At 75.2% G+C, this 21,172-nt stretch carries 20 protein-coding genes; 14 read left to right on the forward strand and 6 right to left on the reverse strand.

The window, feature by feature from the left end; all coding sequences use genetic code 11:
• Positions 1-332 precede the first annotated feature (332 nt).
• On the forward strand, positions 333-1,484 hold the full coding sequence (locus ACFVHV_RS33235) for a glycerophosphodiester phosphodiesterase (RefSeq protein WP_380356174.1): 1,152 nt from the start codon (positions 333-335) through the stop codon (positions 1,482-1,484).
• Positions 1,466-2,290, forward strand: coding sequence for a glycerophosphodiester phosphodiesterase family protein (locus ACFVHV_RS33240; protein ID WP_380356177.1), 825 nt, complete (start codon positions 1,466-1,468; stop codon positions 2,288-2,290). Before ACFVHV_RS33235 ends, ACFVHV_RS33240 begins: the two co-directional genes overlap by 19 nt.
• 239 nt (positions 2,291-2,529) lie before the next feature.
• On the opposite strand, the gene ACFVHV_RS33245 is transcribed toward ACFVHV_RS33240, so the two are convergent.
• Entirely contained in the window at positions 2,530-4,860 is a 2,331-nt protein-coding gene (locus tag ACFVHV_RS33245; RefSeq protein ID WP_380356180.1) for an LPXTG cell wall anchor domain-containing protein, read from the reverse strand.
• A gap of 273 nt (positions 4,861-5,133) precedes the next feature.
• On the opposite strand from ACFVHV_RS33245, the gene ACFVHV_RS33250 reads away from it, so the two are divergent.
• Positions 5,134-5,304, forward strand: coding sequence for a hypothetical protein (locus ACFVHV_RS33250; protein ID WP_359915435.1), 171 nt, complete (start codon positions 5,134-5,136; stop codon positions 5,302-5,304).
• Between the two features lie 85 nt (positions 5,305-5,389).
• Here the strand turns inward: ACFVHV_RS33250 and ACFVHV_RS33255 are convergent, their stop codons facing one another.
• Positions 5,390-8,311: an ATP-binding protein gene (locus ACFVHV_RS33255; protein ID WP_380356184.1), complete on the reverse strand. Its 2,922-nt coding sequence runs from the start codon at positions 8,309-8,311 to the stop codon at positions 5,390-5,392.
• Between the two features lie 198 nt (positions 8,312-8,509).
• Positions 8,510-8,896, reverse strand: a complete 387-nt coding sequence (locus ACFVHV_RS33260; RefSeq protein WP_380356186.1) for a recombinase family protein — start codon at positions 8,894-8,896, stop codon at positions 8,510-8,512.
• Positions 8,897-9,178: 282 nt separating this feature from the next.
• Here ACFVHV_RS33260 and ACFVHV_RS33265 point away from each other — a divergent pair, with 282 nt between their 5' ends.
• Positions 9,179-10,348: an alpha/beta fold hydrolase gene (locus ACFVHV_RS33265; protein WP_380356189.1), complete on the forward strand. Its 1,170-nt coding sequence runs from the start codon at positions 9,179-9,181 to the stop codon at positions 10,346-10,348.
• 120 nt (positions 10,349-10,468) lie between these two features.
• Here ACFVHV_RS33265 and ACFVHV_RS33270 read toward each other — a convergent pair whose 3' ends face one another.
• Positions 10,469-11,092 (reverse strand): RICIN domain-containing protein, encoded by a 624-nt coding sequence (locus ACFVHV_RS33270; RefSeq protein ID WP_380356192.1) that lies wholly within the window; start codon positions 11,090-11,092, stop codon positions 10,469-10,471.
• Between the two features lie 116 nt (positions 11,093-11,208).
• Here ACFVHV_RS33270 and ACFVHV_RS33275 point away from each other — a divergent pair, with 116 nt between their 5' ends.
• From ACFVHV_RS33275 to ACFVHV_RS33320, 10 genes are all read left to right on the forward strand, one after another.
• Positions 11,209-12,201, forward strand: coding sequence for a helix-turn-helix domain-containing protein (locus tag ACFVHV_RS33275; RefSeq protein WP_359906174.1), 993 nt, complete (start codon positions 11,209-11,211; stop codon positions 12,199-12,201).
• A 139-nt stretch (positions 12,202-12,340) separates the two neighbouring features.
• Positions 12,341-13,921, forward strand: a complete 1,581-nt coding sequence (locus ACFVHV_RS33280; protein WP_359906177.1) for a serine hydrolase domain-containing protein — start codon at positions 12,341-12,343, stop codon at positions 13,919-13,921.
• 95 nt (positions 13,922-14,016) lie between these two features.
• Entirely contained in the window at positions 14,017-14,238 is a 222-nt protein-coding gene (locus ACFVHV_RS33285) for a hypothetical protein (protein WP_380356195.1), read from the forward strand.
• Positions 14,235-15,833 carry a PucR family transcriptional regulator gene (locus ACFVHV_RS33290; protein ID WP_380356198.1) on the forward strand — a complete coding sequence of 533 codons (1,599 nt, stop codon included), beginning with the start codon at positions 14,235-14,237 and terminating at the stop codon, positions 15,831-15,833. The genes ACFVHV_RS33285 and ACFVHV_RS33290 overlap by 4 nt, the downstream gene beginning before the upstream one ends.
• Complete coding sequence (locus tag ACFVHV_RS33295; protein ID WP_380356201.1) at positions 15,830-16,696, forward strand: GNAT family N-acetyltransferase; 867 nt, start codon at positions 15,830-15,832, stop codon at positions 16,694-16,696. Before ACFVHV_RS33290 ends, ACFVHV_RS33295 begins: the two co-directional genes overlap by 4 nt.
• Positions 16,693-17,802: an o-succinylbenzoate synthase gene (gene menC, locus ACFVHV_RS33300; protein ID WP_380356203.1), complete on the forward strand. Its 1,110-nt coding sequence runs from the start codon at positions 16,693-16,695 to the stop codon at positions 17,800-17,802. Before ACFVHV_RS33295 ends, menC begins: the two co-directional genes overlap by 4 nt.
• A 63-nt stretch (positions 17,803-17,865) precedes the next feature.
• On the forward strand, positions 17,866-17,997 hold the full coding sequence (locus ACFVHV_RS33305) for an ArsR/SmtB family transcription factor (RefSeq protein WP_380356244.1): 132 nt from the start codon (positions 17,866-17,868) through the stop codon (positions 17,995-17,997).
• Positions 17,998-18,137: 140 nt separating this feature from the next.
• Positions 18,138-18,323 (forward strand): hypothetical protein, encoded by a 186-nt coding sequence (locus tag ACFVHV_RS33310; protein ID WP_380356206.1) that lies wholly within the window; start codon positions 18,138-18,140, stop codon positions 18,321-18,323.
• Positions 18,311-18,964: a GAP family protein gene (locus tag ACFVHV_RS33315; protein WP_359906195.1), complete on the forward strand. Its 654-nt coding sequence runs from the start codon at positions 18,311-18,313 to the stop codon at positions 18,962-18,964. The genes ACFVHV_RS33310 and ACFVHV_RS33315 overlap by 13 nt, the downstream gene beginning before the upstream one ends.
• Positions 18,965-19,230: 266 nt before the next feature.
• A complete protein-coding gene (locus ACFVHV_RS33320) occupies positions 19,231-20,091 on the forward strand; it encodes a YhjD/YihY/BrkB family envelope integrity protein (protein WP_380356209.1) in 861 nt (286 codons plus the stop codon).
• A gap of 67 nt (positions 20,092-20,158) precedes the next feature.
• Here ACFVHV_RS33320 and ACFVHV_RS33325 read toward each other — a convergent pair whose 3' ends face one another.
• Entirely contained in the window at positions 20,159-20,290 is a 132-nt protein-coding gene (locus ACFVHV_RS33325; protein ID WP_380356212.1) for a hypothetical protein, read from the reverse strand.
• 522 nt (positions 20,291-20,812) lie between these two features.
• A complete protein-coding gene (locus ACFVHV_RS33330) occupies positions 20,813-21,004 on the reverse strand; it encodes a DUF397 domain-containing protein (protein WP_380356215.1) in 192 nt (63 codons plus the stop codon).
• Between the last annotated feature and the right edge of the window lie 168 nt (positions 21,005-21,172).

A 21,172-nucleotide genomic window follows, 5' to 3' on the forward strand; every position in this document is an offset into this window, starting at 1 on the left:
CCGCCACCGTGGCCCCGTCGGGCGCGCGCCCGCCGCACACCCCCGGCCCCGCCCCCGGCCGCGCCGCCCACGGGCCGTTCGCCCCGGCGCCGGCCCGCGGCGCATCGGAGGCAGCCGCTCCCGTCGCACAGGGCGACCGTCCGGCCGGCCCGCCCCCACCGCGCGTCCCCCCGCCGCACCCGTCCCCCGACCCGCCCACCGCGCCCGTACGGAAACGAACCGGCCGAACGGGGCAAGGAACGCGCCACCTTCGCGAACCGCACGCGCAATGGTCACGAACGGTTTTCGGACTCGTGACGTCCGGTTCGGCAACCGCCCCTAGCCTGCCGCGCATGACACAGAGTCACCGCCCCCGCGCGGGCCGCCGCACCGGCCTGCTCGCCGCCGCCGTCGCCGCCTCGCTCGGCCTCACCGCCGTCGCCCTGAACGCCCCCAGCGCCGTCTCCGCCGAAGCCGCCCCCGCCCCCGCCGCCCCCGCCCCCGCCGCGGCCGGCGCCGCCCCGGCCCCCGGCGAGGTCGTCGTCGACGAGACCTTCACCGCCCCCGCCCTGCCCGCCGGCTGGGCCGCCGTCGAGGGTGACTGGAAGGTCGAGGGCGGCCGCCTGGTCGGCACCTCCGCCAACTCCGGCCAGCAGAGCCGGATCACCTTCGGCCGCCACCTGGACGACTTCCGCATCGAGGCCACCGCCCGCTTCGAGACCGTCCAGGACGGCGCCCGCTGGACCGCCCTGGGCCTCGACGTCCCCGCCTCCGGCGCCACCCCCTGGTCCATCGCCACCATGCGCACCGGCACCACCGCCGCCAACGGCCTCGAATTCGCCCGGCGCACCCCCGCCAACGCCTGGAACGTCACCGACACCGCCGCGGCCCCCACCGCCGCCGGCACCGGCCGCGACGTGCGCATCGCCGTCGAGGTCCACGGCACCACCGCCCGCTGGATCTTCGACGGCAAGGAGGTCATGCGCACCACCCAGGTCGCCCGCAGCGCCGACGGCGGCCAGGCCCTGGTCGTCAACGGCGCCAAGGTCTCCTTCGACGACCTCAAGGTCACCGCCCTCGCCCCCGCCGGCCGGCTGCGCCCGGCCGGCGCCCCGCTGACCGTCTTCGCCCACCGCGGCGCCTCCTCCGCCGCCCCCGAGAACACCCTGGTCTCCGACGAGATCGCCCGCCGCGGCGGCGCCGAGTGGATCGAGAACGACGTCCAGCCCAGCAAGGACGGCGTCCCCTACGTCCTGCACGACGACACCGTCGACCGCACCACCGACGGCAAGGGCCGCATCCGCGACCTGACCGCCGCCCAGCTCGACACCCTGGACGCCGGCTCCGGTTCGGCCCCGTCTACGCCGGCGCCCGCATCCCCACCCTGGCCGCCCAGCTGGAGGACCTGCGCACCCGCGGCGGCAACCTGCTGCTGGAGATCAAGGGCAAGCACAGCCGCGACGAGGTCGCCCGGATCGTCCAGGAGGTGCGCGACCAGAGGATGACCGGCCGGGTCTTCGTCCAGAGCTTCGAGGTCGACGCCCTGCGGTACACCCGCGAACTGGCCCCCGAACTGCCCCTGGGCCTGCTGCGCGGCGACCTCGACGCCGACCCGGTGGCCGTCGCCAAGGACCTCGGCCTGTCCGCCTACAACCCCTCCGACGGCGGCCTCGCCGCCCGCCCGGCCGTGGTGAAGGACCTGCACGCCGCCGGCGTCGCGGTCAACGTCTGGACGGTCGACTCGGCCACCCGCTGGAAGGCCCTGGAGGCCGCCGGCGTCGACGGCGTCATCACCAACCGCCCGGCGGAGCTGGCCGGTTGGAACAGCGCCTGGCTCCAGGGCGGCAACCCCGTCCGCCCCGTCGCGCCCACCGTGGCGATCACCTCCCCGGCCGCCGGCACCACCCTGGACCGCGCCCAGCAGCCGGTCACCGCCGTCCAGGCCACCGGTGCCGACACCGTCCGCCTCACCCTGGACGGCAAGGAGCTGGCGCCCGGCACCGCCCTGGACACCGCCGCCCTCCCGCTCGGCAGGCACACCCTGCGCGCCGAGGCCACCGGCCCCGGCGGCCGCGCCGAGACCACCACCGAGTTCACCCTCGCCGCCACCCCCACCGGCCTGGCCGCCCTGGTGCTCACCTCCGGCGCCGACCGCAACGCCGTCGCCACCCTGACCGTGATGCTCGGCCAGGGCCAGTACCGGCCGCTCGCCCAGTGGGCCGACGACCAGGCCGGGCGCACCGTCCCCGCCGACCGCGCCCGCCTGATCGCCGCCGACGCCCGCGCCCTGGACACCGCCCCGCGCGGCTGACACCCCGTCGGGGGCGTTCCCGGGGGCGGCCCCTGCCGGCCGGAGCCCGTCCCGGCAGCGCGAGGCCGCGCCCCCGCGCGGGGGGGGGGGGGGCGGGGGCGTGGGGTCGTGGCCGGGGTCAACGGGTGGGGGGGGCTACCCGGGGGGCGCCCCCGGCCCGCGGCCCCCGCACCGGCCCCCGGGGGGCCCCCCCCCCGCGGGGGGGGGCCCGGGCCGGGGGAGTGCGGTCGTGACGGGGCTCAGCGGGTGCGGCGGGCGCGGCGGATGCGGATCAGCAGGAGCGCGCCCGCGGTGACGGCGCCGAGCGCGGTGAGGCCGACGACGGGCAGCAGCCGGGCCGCGTTGCTACCGGTCTCGGGCAGCTGGCCGCCGTGGCCGTGGTCGGGCGGGGGGACGTGGGTCGGGCTGTGGCCCGGGCTGTGGGTCGGGTGCGGCGAGTGGCTCGGGCTGTGGCTCGGGCTGGGGCTCGGCGACGGCGTCGGGCTGGGGCTGGGGCTGGGTACGGTGACCGGGACCTCGGTGCGGCAGCGCGCGTCCGTCGAGCCCTGCGAGCAGTTGTTGGCGTAGGTGCCGGAGGAGACGGCGTTGCGCAGGACCGCGTCGGCGGCCAGCGGGGAGCGCACGGTGACGGAGTAGGTGATGGTCACGGTGGCCCCGACGGGCAGGTCCCCGCTCCAGGTCAGCGCGGTGCCCGCGAACTGGACCTGACCGCGGTCCGCGGTGGCGTCGTTGTTGTACGCGGCGGAGTTCAGCACGCCCGACAGGTCGTCGGTGAGGGTCACCCCGGGGGCGTCGGTCCGGCTGGTGTTGGTGGCCTGGATCCGGTAGCGGACGGTGTCGCCGGGCTTGGCGGTGGTCGGGTCGGCCGTCTTGACGATGGTGTAGCCGGGCACGGCGGCGACGGTGTTGCGCACGGTGTTGCTGGTGCGCTCCTGGGCCCGCTGGGTCTGGCTGCCCCGGAAGTGGAGCGTGGCCGTGTCGTCGAGGTGGGTGCCGACGGCGGTGGAGGCGTCGACGGTGACCTGGAAGGCGACGTTGGCCTCGGCGCCCGGGGGCAGGTCGGGGACCGTGCAGGTGACGGTCTGTCCACTGGCCTGGCAGGCCGGGTTGGAGGCGGGGACGAAGGTGGTGCCGACCGGGATCGTGTCGGTCACGGTGACGCCGGTCGCGGTGTCGAGGTCGGTGCTGGTGCCGTCCTGGCGCCGGTTGGCCACCGCGAAGGTGTAGGTGATGGTCTCGCCGGGGCCGACCAGCCCGGGCGGGTTGTCGTCGGGGCTGCCGGGCGGGGTGTTGGCCTTGGTGATCCGCAGGTCGGGTTCGAGGGCGTCCAGGGCCAGCCAGGCCGCCTGCGGTTCCAGGGCGTCGCCGGCGCCGCTGATGCGGACCAGCGCCTGCTCGCTGCCGGCCGGGATCTTGCCGGTCACGTCGATGATCCGGGCGTCGTAGCCGTAGTTGTTGACCGGGTCGGGGTCGCGGGTGGTGATGTTGGTGCCGGTGCCGTCCGTCGCGACGTGGTCGATCCGGCTGGTGAACGCGTTGTCCGTGCCGATCCCGGTGGGGCCGGGCATCGGCAGCAGGGTCAGGTCGGTGGGCGTGGAGCCGACGGCCAGGGAGTCCCCGGCGATCGGCGCGTCACCGTCGCCCACGGTGATCCCCATGACGGCCCGCGGGGCCTGGGTGGCGGGGGTGCGGATGCCGCCGAGGGTGAGGGTCGTCGAGTTGTTGGGGTCGCGCAGCAGCTGGTAGCCGTCCCAGACCTGGAGGTAGCGCAGCGGCTCCGCCGTGTCCTCGTACGCGACCACCAGCGACCAGCCGCCCCAGCAGCCCACGTTGTTGCCGCCGAAGTTCTGCGCGGAGGAACGGCCGCTGCACGCCTGGATGTCGGCGACGGTGTAGCTGCCCGCACCGGCCGCCCTGACCTCCGCCGTCACGTCCTTGACCGCCCCGGCGGCCAGCAGCGGCTCCGGCGGGTTCCCGCCCACCATCTGGTCGAACCAGTCGTAGGTGTCCGCGCTCACCTGCTGGTACCCGCTCGCGCCCGGGACCTTCCAGGAGACCCGGTTGCCCAGGTTGATGTCCCCGGACGTGCCGTTGGTGCTCGTCCCGGTCGGGTTGAACTGCCAGTACAGGCGCGCCGACAGGACGTTCGCCCCGGCCGGCAGCAGCAGCTGCGCCGAGGAGGCGTTGGGGCCCGGCGCGTTCGGGTCGACCTTGACGAACTTGGTCCGGCCGTTGTTCGACCCCTCGGTGTCCGAGCAGACCGTGCCGTCACTGTCGTCGCAGGTCAGCACCGAGTTGGAGGCCATCGTGAGGTTGCCGTGCGCCAGCAGGTCGACCACCGGGTCCGGGCCGATCGGGCGCTGCGTCCCGGCCCCGCGCGGCTTCGGCCGCGCCGCCCTGCCCTCCGCCTTCGCCGCGGGTCGCTCCGCCGCGTTCGCCGCCGGCCGGGCCCGCACGGCCTGCGGCGGCCCCGCCGAGGCCGCCGGGGCCGGAACGCTCAGGGCGGCGGCGCCCGCACCGAGCACCACCGCCAGCAACGCGGACAGGACGTGCGGCGGGCGCGGACGCACTCGTCGGACAGGTGACACGGGAACCTCGCTGTCGGGAGGTGACACGAACAGCAGAACCACGTACCTGCGCGGACGGGCGTCGACGCCTGCCGGACGGTTCTTTCACCCGCCTGGGGCAACACCGCTTGACGGTCCGTCCGAGGCGCGCGAGCGGCCGGTACCCAGGATTCGGTACGGGGGATTGGGTAGCGCTACGCATTGTTCCCGCCCCCGCCCAGCCGGTTTCCTGGAGCCCGCCCCACACCGACGACCCTCACCCCCGGAGGTCGCCCCATGACCCGCCGCGAACGTCTCCGGCTCTACGCCGACACCCACTTCACCGCCCCCGACCCCGGGCTGGTCCTGCCCGCCCGCCGCAGCAGCGGCCTGCGCCGGCCCGGCCTGGCCCGGCTGGCCCGGCTCTCCCGGCTCGTCGAACGCGCCGGGCACCACCGGCACGGCTGACCCCGGAGCCGGGCACCACCGGCACGGCCGACCCCGGACCGGGTCCCGCCCCTTGAGGGAGCGGGCGGGACCCCCTTTCCCTCCCTCAGCCGGTGCCCTCCGGGGCCCCGTCCGCGGCGGCCAGCGCCTCACCCAGCCCCGCCCGGCCCACCCCGAGCTTGCGCAGCGCACTCGCCACGTGGTGCTCGACCGTACGGGTCGACAGGAACAGCGCCCGGGCGATGTCCTGATTCGCCGCGCCCTGGGCGGCCAGCGCCGCGACCTGGCGCTCGCGCGGGGACAGCCGCTCGCCGTAGCCGCGCCGCCCCGGCGAGGCCGCCCGGCCCAGGCCCAGCTCCCGCCGCAGCCGCTGGCAGCGGGCCGCGTCCGAGGCCGCGCCCAGCGCCAGATAGGCCCGCTCGGCGGCGGCGATCCGCTCCCCGGCCGCCGCCCGGTCGCCCCCCGCCGCCACGGTCGCCGCCCGCTCCTCGGCCCGCGCCTGCTCGTACGGGCGCCCGATCCGCTGCCACAGCCCGGCCGAACGCACGAACTCCGCACCCGCGCCCGCCGGATCCCCGCCGACGCCCGCCGGATCCGTACCGGCCAGCAGCAGACCGCCGGCGAAGGCCAGCGCCGCCCGGGCCGCCGGCGCGTCCCGCCCCTCCAGATGCGCCCGCGCCTGCTCGACCAGCTCCGCCGCACCCGCCGCGTCGCCCGCCGCCAGCAGCACCTCGACCGCCACCGGCAGCAACTCGGCGGCCCGCGGCCAGGCCCCGGCCCGGCGCAGCGCGTCCAGCGCCGGCACCAGCGTGGCCGCCGCCCGCGCGACGTCCCCCTCCGCCAGCTGCAGCCCCGCCAGCCCCGCCGCCGCCCGCAGCGCCCCGGTCACCTGCGACTCCCGCTCCCCGTACGGGCCCGCCTCCGTGAAATGGGCGCGCGCCTCCGCGAGCCGGCCGCGCGCGGCCGCCAGCCGTCCCCGCAGCAGGGCCTGCTCGACCCCGGCCATCGCGAGGTCCGGGAACTCCGCGCCCAGCGCGGCCAGCCGCTCCTCCAGCCCGTCCCACTGCCCGGCCAGACCGTCCAGCCGCACCAGCGCGATCCGGCTGTAGCACTCCAGATAGGGGATCGCCGCCCGACGGGCCAGGCGCCGGCTCTCCTCCAACAGCCGTGCCGCCCGCCGGTCGTGGCCCAGCTCCACGGCGATCTCACCCGCGTTGTACAGAGCACGGGCGGTCTGCCGGACGATCTCCGGCCGCCGCGAGCTGCGCGGCAGCGCGTCCAGCTGCTCCCACACCGCGGGGTCGCCCTCGCGCGCCAGGAGCGTCAGCCGGGTGGCCCGCACCGCGGCGGCCACCTCCTCGTCCGGGTCCGCGGCCAGCGTCCGCTCGGCCCGCTCCAGCCACTGCCGGGCGCGCTCGCCGGCGCCGTCGCGCTCGTTCATGGCCAGCGCCACCATCGCCCGGGCCGCCCGGCCCGGACGCTGCTCCAGCTCGTCGAGGGACTCCTCCATCCGGTCGAAACCGGCCCGGTCCCCGCCGTGCACCGCCATCAGGAAGCCCAGCGACAGCCGGATCTCGCCGCGATCGGGCACCGGCAGCCGCGGATCGGCGATGATCGCGGTCAGCACCGCGGCACTGGCCACCGAATCCACACCGTCGGCGGCGATCCGCGCCAGCGCCAGCGCGGCCCGCCCGCGCCGCCGCGGATCGAGGTCGGGCTCGTCCAGCAGCCGGCGCAGCAGCGCGCCGGCACTGCCGCTGTCCCCGAGCGCCACCGCCTGGTCGGCGGCCGCCTCGGCCACCTCCTGCCAGGCCGCCCGGTCGCCGAGCGCCAGCGTGTGGTGCGCGATCTGCACCAGCGGCCTCGGCTCGCGCTCGCCCAGCGCCGCCACCGCCCGCCGGTGCAGCGCGCCGCGCCGCGGCCCCGGCAGCCGGCGGTACGCCACCTGCTGCGCCAGGACGTGCCGGAACCCGTAGCGGGCCAGCGGCTTCTCGTTGAGCACCGCCGCCCGCAGCGCCTCGGTGAGGCCGTCCGCCGCGGCCTGCGGGTCGAGGCCGGCCACGGCGGCCAGCAGGTCCTCCCCGGCCGGCACGCCCAGCACCGCGGCGGCCGAGGCGATCGCGGAGGCCTCCGGGGACAGCGCCGCGAGCCGCTCGGTCACCGCGTCGCGCAGGCCGCGCGGCACCTCGGACTGCTCCAGGTCGGCGGCCAGGTCCGCGGCGTTGGTCAGCGCGCCGGCACCGCGCTGCTCGCACAGCGTGATCAGGTCCTCCTCGGCGACCAGCGGCAGGCCCTCGCTGCGGTCGAACAGCACCCGGGTGAGCGCCGCCGTCGCGCGCGGGCCCAGCGCCGCCCGGGCCAGCTCGTCGACCTCGGCCTCGGCGAGCGGGGCCAGCCGGATCAGCGCGCCGCCCACCCCGGCCGGGCGCCGGTAGGCCGCGCCGAGCGCGGGGGTGTCCGGCGCCAGGTCCTCGGCCCGGTAGGTGAGCACCAGGGCCAGCTCCGCCGGCACGTCCCGGGCCAGCAGCAGGAGCAGCTCGCGGGTGGCGTCGTCCACCCAGTGCAGGTCCTCCACGACCAGTACCGTCTCGCCGAGCGCGCCGAGCAGGGCGCGCACCGCCTGGACCAGCAGCCGCAGCCCCGGCGTCCCCTCGCCGGCGGCCGCGGGCAGCGGCGGCAGCCGGTCGGCGAGGTCGGGCAGCAGCGGGCGCAGCGCCCCGGCGCTGGCCGGGATGCGGTCGGCGGGCGGCAGGAACGGGCCGACGCCGCGCAGCGCGTCCACCACCGGGCCGAAGGCCAGCGGCTCGCGCAGCGGATGGCAGAAGCCGGTCAGCACCAGGCGGCCCGCCGCCGCGGCACCGGCCGCGGCCTCGGCCACCAGGCGGGACTTGCCCAGGCCGGCCTCGCCCTCGACCAGGACCACGGCGGGCGGGCGGAGCATCGCGTCGGTCAGGCGGTCCAGTTCGGGCCGGCGCCCCACGAACACGAAACCGGCGCCGGGCGATCCCGGCTCGACGGGCCGACTCACGGCCGTCCGGTCGGTTCGGGTGCGCGGCGCTCGCCGAGGAGGGGTGCGAAGGCCATGGGCACATCATGCCGTGACGGCTTGCGGCGGTACCCGCCGGGGCGCCCTCCCCGCGGTGCGTTCCGGTGGCGCGTTCCCGTGGTGTGTTCCCGAGGTGCGGGCGGTGTGTCCGTGCGCGTACGGGCGGTGCGGGCAGTGTGTTCAGGCGGTCCGGGCGCGGACCGGCGGGTGGTGCGGCGGGACGTCCGGGCCGGGCAGTTCGAGTACCGCGCAGCCCAGCGCCTCCAGCCGGCGCACGGTCGCCCGGGCGCTGCGGTCGTCGAGCGAGAAGACGAACGGCCCCGGCACCAGCACCACGTTCACCCAGCCCTGTTCGGCCCGCTCCAGCAGCCGCTCCAGGGCGGGGTGCGGGTCGCCGGAGCGCGCCCCGTCGTCCAGGAAGGCGGAGGGCACCGGCAGGCCGCGGTAGCGGGCCAGGCGCTCCAGCACCGCGCGCTGGTACTCCAGCCCCGCCGCGTCGGCGGGGTAACAGCGGAGGTACAGCGCGGGCCGGGCCGGGAGGCCGGGGTGCGGGGGGAGGTCGGTCATGTCGTTCACCTGCCCGGTGGGTGAGGAGTGCGACGGGGGTGGGGCGCCCGTCCACTCCAGCAGGCCCCGGTGAACAGTGCGGGATCAATAGCGGTCGCCACCCAATCGTGCGACCGCCGAACAGGTCACCGCCCCGCCCCGCAGGCCCCGCGGGCCCCGGGCGGCGCTCGCGTTCCCAGCCGTCCCGGGGGCCCCGCGCGGCGCGCCGGGGCGCTCCGGCTCGTTGACGCGGCGTCAACGGGCTGGAATGAAGCGCACGTTCGCACCGAGGAGGAAATCGGCATGATCGACAGGCGCACCTTCACCAGGGCCGTCGGACTCGGCGCGGGCACCACCGCGCTGTCCCTGGCCGCCCCGCCCCTGCCCCTGCCCCTGCCCCAGGCCCAGGCCCAGGCCCGGGACCGGGCCCGGGCCGCCGGGGCCGCACCGGCCGGAACCCCCGTACCGGCCGGGTCGGCCCCGGCCGCCGGTGCCCCCGCCCCTGCACCGGCCGCCGCCCCCGTCGGCGCCCCTGCCCCCGTCGGCGCCCCCGGCCCCGCCGCCCGGACCGGCTTCGCCCGCCTGGCCCAGATCCGGGCCGGCCTGCTCGACGTCGGCTACGCCGAGGACGGCCCGGCCGACGGCCCGGTCGTGATCTGCCTGCACGGCTGGCCGTACGACATCCACAGCTACGTCGACGTCGCCCCGCTGCTCGCCGCCCGGGGCTACCGGGTCGTCGTGCCGTACCTGCGCGGCCACGGCACCACCCGCTTCCTGTCCGAGCGGACGATGCGCAACGCCCAGCAGGCCGCGGTCGCCCTGGACGTGCTCGCCCTGATGGACGCGCTGGGCATCCGGCGGGCCGTGCTGGCGGGCTTCGACTGGGGCTCGCGCACCGCCGACATCATCGCCGCGCTGTGGCCCGAGCGGGTCGAGGCGCTGGTCTCGGTCAGCGGCTACCTCGTCACCGACGTCGAGATGCAGAAGGAGCCGCTGGCGCCCGCCGCCGAGCACACCTGGTGGTACCAGTTCTACTTCGCCACCGAACGAGGACGGCGTGCCATGGAGGACCGGGACAAGCGCCGCGAGCTGTGCCGCCTGGTCTGGCAGCAGGTCTCGCCGACCTGGGCCTTCGACGACGCCGTCTTCGACCGCACCGCCGCCGCCTTCGACAACCCCGACTACGCGGCGATCGTCATCCACAACTACCGCTGGCGGCTGGGCCTGGCGGAGGGCGAGCACCGCTACGACCAGTTGGAGCGCCGCCTCGCCGCCCGTCCCCGGATCGCCGTGCCGACCGTGACCCTGGACGCGGGCCGCGACCCGTTCACCGCCCCCGGCGACGGCGCCGGCTACCGCGACTTCTTCACCGGCCCCTACCTCCACCGGAGCCTGCCCGAGGTCGGCCACAACGTCCCCCAGGAGGCACCCGAGGCCTTCGCCCGGGCGGTTGTCGACGCCGACCGGCTCTGAGCGCGGACGGGTCGGCGGACGCGCCGCGCGGGGGCGACGGGCGGGGAGGGTCTCGCGGCTCCGTGGGGGAGGAGCCGCGAGACGTCGGTCACCGGGCGCCGGCGGTCGGCCGTGCGGCCGTCACCCGGAAGTCGTCCACCGCTGCTCGGAGCCGCCGGTGCAGGGCCACTGGACGACCGGCGCACCCGGCGTCGTGCTCGAACCGCCGACCGCGGCGCACAGGCCGCTCGCCCGGTTCTTGATCTGCGCGAAGCCCGTGTCCGGGTTCGAGCCGAAGTACCAGGTCTGCTCCCACCCCTTGTCGCAGCCGTACTGGATCAGCTGGACGCCGGCGTTCGGCGAACTCGCCGGATCCGCCAGGCACTTGCCGCTGTTCTTGTTCACGATCTCGTAGCCGCCGCCGGAGTTCGGCATCGGGTAGAGGCCCCAGTACTGCTCGGCGCCGCCGTAACAGGACCACTGGATGATCCCGGCCCCGCCCGCCGTGCTCCCGGCCCCGACCGACAGGCAGTGCTGGCTGTTGTAGTTCCAGAGCTCCACGATCTCCCCGTCCCGGACCGAGGGGGACGCGGTACCGCCGCCCTGCCGCGCCGCGGTCGGCGCCGACGCGGAGGCCGACGCCGAGGCCGGTGTCACGTGCTGGGCGGCGGGCTCGGCGGTCCGGGCGGTCGCCGAACCCGCGGTGCCGATGGCGAGGGCTGCCGCCGCGGTCGCGACCGCGGCCAGCTTCCTGTGAATGATCACGGGTCCTGGATTCCTCTCAAGGCCGGTCTGTGCGGTGAATCCAGGAAACGCCAAGCCGATCGACCGGTCGAATGATTCGATTTCTTTCGAAAGGGCCGGCGAAAGGGGGAGCGTCTGTGATCCGGATTCGCCTGGGGGCCCGGGGGCTGGGAAACGTCAGGTTCGCGGTCTCGCCGGTGGGCTCCGCCAAGGACCTGCTCCGCCTCGTCGGGTTCAGCCCGGGCACGCTGACCCCGCCGTGGCGGACCAGGGCCGCGGGCGCGCTGTCCCGGCACCGGCTCGGGCTGCTGGCCGTGGTCGGCGGGGGCGGCCCCCTCGGGTACGCCCCCGACTTCCTCCGGCCGGAGCCGCCGGGCTTCCTGACCGACATCGACACGGCGCTGCACCAGATCGCGACGACCCCGCGGGAGCGCGTCCGCTACGAGTTGACCGAGGCCGTCAACGGCCACTCCTGGGACCCCGGCTCCAGCCACCCGCCGCCCAGGCAGCTCCTGCGGGCCCTCGACCGCGGGGAGGACCACTTCGCGCACCGCCTCGCCGACGAGATGGCGCGGTTCTGGCACGAGGCGCTGGAGCCCTCGTGGCCCGCCGTCCGGGCCCGCCTGGAGGCCGACGTCGGCGCCCGGGCCTCCGAGATCGCCCGACGCGGGCTCGCCGAGACCCTCAACCGCCTGGCCCCCAACCTGGAATGGCGCGACGGCGAACTGGTCGTGCACCTGCGCACCGGCGGCATCCACCAGCTGACGCTGGACGCGGACGCGGTGATCCTCACGCCGAGCGTCTTCGTCGACTGGGCCCTCTTCTGCGCGGGGGAGCCGCCCGGTGCGCCGGCCCCGCGCACCCCGCTGATCGTCTACCCCGCGGGGCAGATCGACTGCCGGCCCGCGGCCCGGGACCATCCGCTGATCGGCGCGACACGGCTGAAACTCCTGGCCGAGCTGAGCCAGCCGCGCTCCACGACGGAGCTCGCCCGGCGGCTGTACCTGAGCCCGGCCACCGTCTCCTACCACCTCCAGCTCCTGCACCGGGCCGGACTCGTGACCCGCACCCGACGGTCCCGGCAGGTCCTCTACCAACGGCTCGGCACAGCGGCGCCCGGCCCCGGTTGAACACCGCGTACGGTCGCGCCCCCCAACGCTCCTGACGCCAGGAGGCATACGGGCATGTCCTTTCGGCCAACGTCGGGCGAGCGGACTTTGCCTGCCAGGACAAACCTTCCGGGCAGTCCTGACTGAGAGTCTGGGGCGCATGGCCATCTCAACAACACTGTCCGAGGTCGTGGACTCGGCGACACGCCCGGGTGACCCGGGACTGTCCGTCGGGATCTACACCGACGGGAAGCTGATCCACCAGGCGTCCGCGGGGCTGGCGAGCGTGGAGTTCGAGGCGCCGGTCGACACCCGCACACGGTTCGACATCGCCTCCATGAGCAAGCAGTTCACCGCCGCGGCGGCGTTGCTGCTGTGCCGGGACGGGCGACTGTCGCTGGACGACGACATCCGCACGCACCTGCCCGAGCTGAAGTTGGCGGTGCCGGTGACCGTCGGTCAATGTCTGCGGCACACGGGAGGTCTGCGGGACTGGCTGGCCCTGGCGACGATCGCCGGCCGCCCGCTGACGAGGATCACCCAGGACCAGACGCTGGCCTTCGTGGCAGGGCTGACCGAGGTCGACTTCGAACCGGGGACCGCGTTCTCCTACTCCAACACGGGGTACGTCCTGGTCGCCTCGCTCGTGCGGCGGCTCACCGGTCGCACCCTGGGGGAGTTCACCACGGACCGGATGTTCGCACCGCTGGGCATGAACGAGACCGTGTTCCGCGAGGACAGCCGGGAGCCGTTGCCGCGATTCGCCTACGGGTACGACGTCACCCGCGGTGCCGTCCGGCGCGCCGACACCGAGGAGTCCGCGGTCGGCGACGGCGGCCTGGCCACCAGCGTCGCCGACCTGGCGCCGTGGTTCGGGTTCCTGCAGGACGGCCGGGTCCTGGGCGCCGACATCCGCGACGGGCTGTTGCGGCAGGTCGACTCCGGGGACGGGCAGGAGTGGCCGTACGCGCTGGGTCTCTACCGCACGACGATCGCGGGCCACCCGGCGTTCGGCCATGCCGGCGGTGTCCCCGGGTACCGGTCCCAGCTGCTGTTCATGCCCGACGCCGACCTCGGCGTGGCGCTGCTGAGCAACAACTCCTCGATCGACTCCGCGAAACTGGCCACCCGGGTGCTCCGGCTGGCCGCCGGGCTGCCCGAGGACGATCCCGTCGCGCTGACGGCGGACCCGGTGGCCGCCGAGCCCGCCGCCCGGCTGACGGGGGACTGGCTGGATCCGCGATCCGGCCTCACCCTGCGGATCGACGCCGTGGGCAACGGCCGGATCCGCATCCACGACGCGCCGTCCGCCGGCGAGTTCGCCCCGGCCGTCGACGGCAGCTGGCAGGGCCTGGAGGACAGCGCCGGCTTCTGGCTGCGGGTGTCGTCCGGCACGATCAGGATCGGATCGGTGTACCGCCCCGGCCGCGCCACGGAGTACCGGCGCTGTCCCCCCGCGGCGGCCGGTGCCACACTGCCACCGGCCGTCTACCGCAGTCCGGAACTCGGTGTCCTGGCGACGGTCACCCGGGACGGCACGCTCGAACTCGGCCTGGAGTTCGTCGGGACGATCGAACCGGCACCGGACGGCGCGTTCCGCGCGGGCGGCCTGATCAGCCTGCGCCCCAGCGGCGACGACCTCCTGATCAGCACGCACGGTGTCCACCGGATGCGCTTCGTCCGACAGCCCGACGACACCGCCCCCCTGGGACTTCCCCCCGGCCTCAACCTCGTCCCCTGACCGCCCCCGTCCGCTGCTCGCTCTCCGCCGACCGCCCCGAGGCGTCCCTCATCGGCGCCCCCTTCACCCGACCCATCCCCTGACGAGGACTCCCCATGACTCCGACTCCGCCGAGCCGCCGGAAGGCCGCCGGGCCGAGCAACCACTTCACCCCCCTGGCGGGCCGCACCACCCCGCGGCCGGCGGTGGCCGGTCCGCAGGGGCAGCTGCCGCCGACCGGAACGACGCAGGTGTTCCCGGCCGGTGAACGGGTGACCGCCGACGGCGGGTCCACCGGAGAGCGCCACGGCCCGATGCCGCGATCGGAGCGGCGATGACAGCCCCCGCCGGGATCACCCTCGGGGTCGTGCTCGACAGCCTGGGAACCGACCTCCTACGGCCGCTCGCACTGCCGCGAGGCCGGGCCGTCACCGTCGGGGCGCCCACGATCCATGACACCGACGCCCCCGGGACAGGGCTGACCGACGCGATCGTCCTGGTACCCGGCCGACTGACCGCCGACGTCCTGGAGTGGGCAGCCGAGCACCACGCCAAGGCGGTGGTCGTGCGAGCCGGCACCACGGACACGGCAGCGCTGACACAGGCCGCCGAACGGACCGGAGTGGCACTCCTGGAGCGCAGCGCCGAGATCTCCTGGGGGCAGCTCTACACCCTGATCGACGCGCTGCGCGCGATCACGAGCCCGGTGTTCGAGCCGAACAGGCACCGGTCCACCGACCTGTTCGCCCTCGCCAACGACATCGCCGTGCGCGCCGGCGGCGCGGTGGCGATCGAGGACCTGTCCATGCGCGTGCTGGCCTACTCCACGGTCCCGGGCCAACTGGTCGACGACCCGCGTCGTGACGGCATCCTCGGCCGCCGGGTGCCGGACCACCCGACCCACGCCGAGGAGTACGCCGCCGTCCTGCGCTCCGACACCGCGGTCTGGAGCTACGAGCCGAAGGAGTACCGGCCACGCCTCGCCATCGCCATCCGGGACGGTGGCGAGGCGCTGGGCACCATCTGGGTGCTCCAGGGCGACGAGCCCCTGACGGAGGAGGCGGCGGACGTCCTCGCCGAGGGCGCGCGGCTGGCCGCGCCCCACCTGGCCCGGGTCAGCCTCGCGGCGGACGCCGAACGCCGGCAACGAGCCGAGCGCCTGGGCTGGCTGCTCCGCGGCCTGGGAGCGACCCGGGAACTCGCCGACTCGTTCGGGATACGCTTCGACGCCCCGGCGACCGTGCTGGTGATCGGCCGCATCGGCGACCCGGCCGGTCACGCGCGAGGCGTCTCGCCGGACTCCGCCGCCGAATACGTCGGCGACCTGCTGCGGATGGGACTCTCCGCCTACCGGCTGGGAGCCGCCGCCGGAGCGCTGGACGGTCGGGCCGTGGCGGTGGTCGAGACGGCGTCCGACGCGCCCGTGATCCAGCTGATCATCGCGACGGTGCTGGCCCGGGCGAGCGACACCCTGGGCGGCGGCTGGCGGGCGGGGATCAGCCGCACCCTCCCCGGCCCCGCCGACGTCCCGACAGGGCTGAGCCAGGCCGGGCAGGCGCTCGACGTGGTGTGCGGACCGTTCGGCAGGACGGAGATCGGACGGCACGACGAACTGGCCGCCCCGATATTCCTGCGGGACGTCCACGAGGCGCTCCGGTACCGTCCCGCCCTGCACGGGGAGCCCCTGTCGACGGTGCTCGACCACGACGCCCGGCACGGAACGGAGTACGAGAAGACACTGCGCCGCTGGATCGCCGGGCACTACGACGTGCCACGGGTCGCCGAGGCCATGACGCTGCACCCCAACACGTTGCGGCACCGGTTGCGCCGGCTCGCCGAGCTGATCGACATCGACGACCCGGACCTGCGGCTGGCACTGGCGCTGCAACTGCGGCTACGGCTGCCGGACATCGGCACGAAGGAGGCCAGGTGAACTCGGGCCCGGACACCAACGGCCCGGAGCGGCCCGCCGAGCAGACTCGTCGCACGGTCGACTTTCCTTCCGCCGGCGCGGAACGGGCGGACGTCCGAATCCGGTCGCTCCGGACCGTCCCCGAACTCCAGCAGGCCGACGCGGTGCTGCGCACCGTGTGGAACACCCCGGACACCGCCGAGCCACCGCTGGCCCTGGACGTGATGTGCGCGCTCGCCCACACCGGCGGCTACGTCGCGGCGGCGTACCTCGGGACGGCGATGGTCGGCGCGACCGCCGGATTCCGCACCGTCGGCGACAGCCTGCACTCGCACGTGGCCGGCGTGCTGCCGGGAATGCACGGGCGCGGGATCGGCGCGGCGATGAAGTCGCACCAGCGGGAGTGGGCCGCCCGTGCGGGCCTGTCGTCGATCTCGTGGACGTACGACCCGCTGATCCGCCGCAACGCCCACTTCAACCTGCGGCGGCTCGGGGCGGTCGCGGAGGCGTACCTGCCCGACTTCTACGGGCCGTTGGCCGACGGCATCAACGACGGCGACGAATCCGACCGGCTGTTCGTCAGCTGGCCGGTGCACGGGACGCCGCACGCACCGGCACCGCTGCCGGACCTGGCCGCGGCGGAACCCGTGCTCGAAGCGGACGGCAACGGCGAGCCCGTACCGCGCGCCGCGACCGGCGGCGTACTGCGTTGTGTCACCCCCGTGGACGCGGAGTCCCTGCGGCGAACGGATCCGGCCGCCGCCCGGCGCTGGCGGTCCGCGATGCGCCAGGCGCTCGGCGGCGCCCTGGAGAACGGCTACCGGATCGACGGGTTCGACCGGTCCGGCTGGTACGTCCTGCGACGGAAGGAAACATCGGAATGAAGCTGCAGCAGGTGGAGTTGCGCGAGGTGGCCCTGCCCCTGGTCGCGCCGTTCCGGACCGCCCTGGGAACCCAGGAACACCGGAACTCGCTGCTGGTCAAGGTCACCACGGCCGACGGAGCCGTCGGCTGGGGCGAGTGCGTGGCCGACGACGATCCGACGTACAGCGCCGAGTACCTGGCCGGGGCCCGGCAAGTGATGCGTGAGTTCCTGCTGCCCCGGTTGTCCCGGGCCCCCGGGCTGACCGCGGCACTGGTCCCCGAGCTGCTCCGGCCGGTCAGAGGCAATCCGATGGCCAGGACGGCCGTCGAGATGGCGGTACTGGACGCCGAACTGCGGACCGCCGGCATCAGCCTCGCCCAGTACTTCGGGGCGACGCGCACCGAGCTCGCGGTCGGCGTGTCCGTCGGCATCACGGACACCGTCGACGAGCTGATCAGCGCCGTCGACGGCTACCTCCGCGCGGGCTACGCCCGGATCAAGCTGAAGATCGAACCGGGCTGGGACATCGAGCCGCTGCGAGCGGTCCGGGAGACCTTCGGCCCGGACATCGCCCTGCAGGTGGACGCCAACACCGCCTACGGTCCGGCGGACCAGCCCCACCTGCGCAGGCTCGACGCCTACGGGCTGACGCTGATCGAGCAGCCGTTCGCCCCCGACGACCTGCTCTCGCACACCCGGCTGGCGGCCCGCATGGACACCCCGATCTGCCTGGACGAGTCGATCACCTCCGCCCGGGACGCGGCCACCGCCATCCGGCAGGAGGCGTGCTCGATCGTGAACATCAAGCCCGGCCGGGTCGGCGGGTACCTGGAAGCCCGCCGGATCCACGACCTGTGCCTGGCGAACGGCGTACCGGTGTGGTGCGGCGGCATGCTGGAGACCGGGCTGGGGCGGGCGGCCAACCTGGCGCTGGCCGCGCTCCCGGGCTTCACCCTGCCCGGCGACATCTCGGCCTCGGCCCGCTACTACACCCGCGACATCACCGACCCCTTCGTCCTCCACGACGGCCGTCTGACCGTCCCCACCGGCCCGGGGATCGGCATCGTCCCCGACCCCGACGCCCTGCAAGCCGCCACCACCTCCACGGAACTCCTCACCGTCTGACCAGTCGCAGGGCCTCGGGCACCGCCGTGCGGGCCCGGGTCCGTCGGAGCCCGGGCCTGCGAGATCGCCCAACGGCTGTACCTGAGCCCGGCCACGGTCTCCTACCACCTGCAGATCCTCCACCGGGCCGGGCTCGTGACCCGCACCCGACGGTCCCGACACGTTCTCTACCAGCGGCGCGGGGGAGCGGAGTAGAGGGGGGCACAAAGGAAGCGGGCCCTGGTCCACCACGTCCGTCGCGAGCAGCGCGGTGCCCGGGTCGCCCCGCCCCGCTGCCCGCCCGGATCGAACGCAGCCTGCCGCTCATCGCCGCCGCCTGCGGGTACCTTGGCATCATGCTCGGCGTCGGCGACCTTCCCGACCCCTCCCCGCGGGGAGGCTTCCCGCGCATCCTCACCGAGGGAGGCGTGCTGCTGCTCGGCGGCGTCGACCTCGCCCTGCTCCAGCGGGCCGAGGGGACGGTCGGCCGCATGACCGAACACCCCACCAACCACGGAAGGGGTATCCGGTGGGCACCGTGATGGGCGAGGTGACACCGCTCGCGCTGGGAATCGCGCTGTCTCCGTTTCCGGTCGTTCCCGCGATCCTGCTGCTGTTCACGCCGCGGCCCAGACCCACCGCCGCGGCCTTCCTGACCGGCTGGACGGCCGGAATCCTCGCGGCGGCGTCCGCGCTCGCCGCGCTCGCCGCCGTCGTCGAGGCCCGCGAGGAGACCCCCACCTGGGCCTCGTGGACCAAAGTGGGCCTCGGCGCGGTCCTCCTGCTCCTCGCCGCCCGGCAGTGGCGCTCCCGAGGGGACAAGGCGACCCCGGCCTGGATGAGGGCCCTGACGGACGCCACCCCGGCCAAGGCCCTGCGGCTGGGGCTGCTGCTGTCGGCGGCCAACCCGAAGGTCGTCCTGCTCTCGGGGGCGGCGGGACTGACGATCGGCTCCGCCGAACTGGAAGCGGCCCCCACCGTCGCCGCCCTGGCAGCGTTCACCGCGATCGCCGCCCTCACCGTCGCGCTCCCCCTGCTGCTCCACATCGCCGCGGGGGAACGTGTCCTGGCCCCGTTGGGCAGAGTGCGGACGTGGCTGGAGACCCACAACAGCACCGTCACCGCACTGGTCCTGGCCGTGATCGGCGCACTCCTGATCGCCGAGGGCGCCACCGCGCTGTGACCGGACCACCGCCCCGCACGGGCGGACGGCGGCACTCGCCCGGCGGGTTGCCGTGCCCGGCCGGGCCCCGCCGCGCGAGGATCACTCCGGCGACGATCCGCCGTACCGACCCGAAGGGCCGTACGGACTCGCGCGCCGAGCTGCCCCGGCGTCCCTCGCCGAGGCCGCACCACCGCCGCACCCCGGAGGGCCAAACGACACGGATCAACCGCGAGACCGTTCTCAGGACGGCGACCTTCTGGCTCCGCCCGGCGTTCGCGCTGCGCGTGGTCAGCCGCTTCCAGCGACTCGTGGGCTTCGACCGCTCCATGGCCCTGGCCTCCGCCGCGCTCACCGCCCTGGTGCCACTGGCCATCGTGTGCGGAGCCCTCGTCGTCCGCCTCGGCGGCAAGGACGTCGCCCAGCGCGTCATCGACCGCTACGGCCTCACCGGGGGCGGCGCCGAAGCCGTGCGAGACATGCTCTCCGCGTCCAACGACTGGGGCGCCACGGGGCTCTTCGGGATCGCCTTCCTCCTCGTCTCGGTGCTGAGCTTCGCGCGGGCCGCCCAGCGCCTGTTCGAACAGGACTGGGAGCTGGAACCGCTGAGCGTCCGCAACACCGTGAACGGCCTCAAATGGATCGCGCTGCTCGCCGGGTACGCCGCGCTGAGCAGCTGGGTCCACGCCACCCTCGACCGCGGGCCGCTGGGACTGGTGGCGGACGTCGTGGAGGCACCGCTGACAGCGGCCTTCCTCATCTGGGGCGGCCGGCTGCTGTCCGCGGGCCGGATCCCCCGGCTCGACCTCGTGCCGTTCGCGTGCATCGCGGCGGTCCTGCTGTCCGGCTACTCCCTGGCCATGGGCGTCTACCTGCCGCGCCTCTTCAACGCCTCCACGGACCGCTACGGCGCGATCGGGGCGGTCTTCGCCATGCTCTCCGCCCTGTTCGGGGCCATGCTCGCCACCGTGGCCGCGGCGGCGCTCGGCCGGGAGGTGCGGGACGAACTCGACCGGATCAGGCGCGGCGAGCGCCCGCCGGACGACGAGATCCGCCAGCAGTGGGACACGGTGCTGCGGCTGGCGCGGTCGCGCTGGCAGACCACGCGCGGCCACGGCCTCCTGGGGCGACTGCCCCGGAGGCATTGAGTGCCTGGCGCCCCTCGCCCCGGGCGGGCGAGGGGCGTTGCGGGGTCGGGCCGGTCAGGAGCCTCGGTTACCTCTCGACCATGAAGGAGCGGGGGTGCGAGTTGAACCTGACCGAACGGCCGGCGGGGACGTTGAACAGCAGGCTGGTGCAGTCCTCCCGCCAGTAGAAGCGGACCGCGCTGTCTGTCGCGTTGTTCACGCCCGACAACGGCCCCTGCGCCTCCCTCGGCACTTCGTAGCAGCCTGCGGGCGGGTCGACGTACGGCACGCCCGGGCCAAGGCCCGACCCGTCAGGGAAGATCACGTTGTAGAACGTCAAGGTGCCCGTGGCGGCCTGGGCGGACGTGGGGACGGCTACGGCCAACGTCCCTGCAGCGATGAGAGTGCCGAGCGTTGTGACGAGTCGTCGCATGATGAGACCTCCTGTGCGCAGGGGTGCCGGGCGCATTCCGCGATCACTGCCAAACGTAATGGGATGTGCGCGAATCGTCACCGGCGTGAAGAGGTGCGAACGGCGCGAAGGCTGCTGCTGCGGCTGCGGCTGCGCAAGGGCTCGTGCGGCGGGCGGCCACCGGGCTTCGACGAGCAGCGGTACTTCTGCCAGGTGGACTCAGGCATTGTTGTTTTCCGTTTCCTTCCTGGCTGGGGGCCTTTGCCTTCGCGGTGCCGTGGTTGCGCCCCTCGCCCTGGGTGGGCGAGGGGCGTTGCGGGGTTGGGGCGGTTAGGCGTGGTGGTCGAATTCGCCGGCTTTGAGGCCGTGGAGGAGGGTGGCGAGGGTGGTGGGGGTGGTGCGGAGGATGAGGTGGCCCTCGTCGGACTCGCGGAGTTCGACCGCCCCGGTGGTCGAACGGATCTCCACGCACGCGTTGTTTGCGCCGGAGTAGCTGGACTTCTGCCAGGTGGACTCAGGCATTGTTGTCTTCCGCTTCTCGACTTGCGCCCCTCGCCCGGGGTGGGCGAGGGGCGCTGCGGGGTTGGGGCGGTCAGGCGTGGTGGTCGAATTCGCCGGCTTTGAGGCCGTGGAGGAGGGTGGCGAGGGTGGTGGGGGTGGTGCGGAGGATGAGGTGGCCCTCGTCGGACT

It is taken from the genome of Kitasatospora sp. NPDC127116 (assembly GCF_042677365.1).
GTDB lineage: Bacteria > Actinomycetota > Actinomycetes > Streptomycetales > Streptomycetaceae > Kitasatospora > Kitasatospora lactacystinica.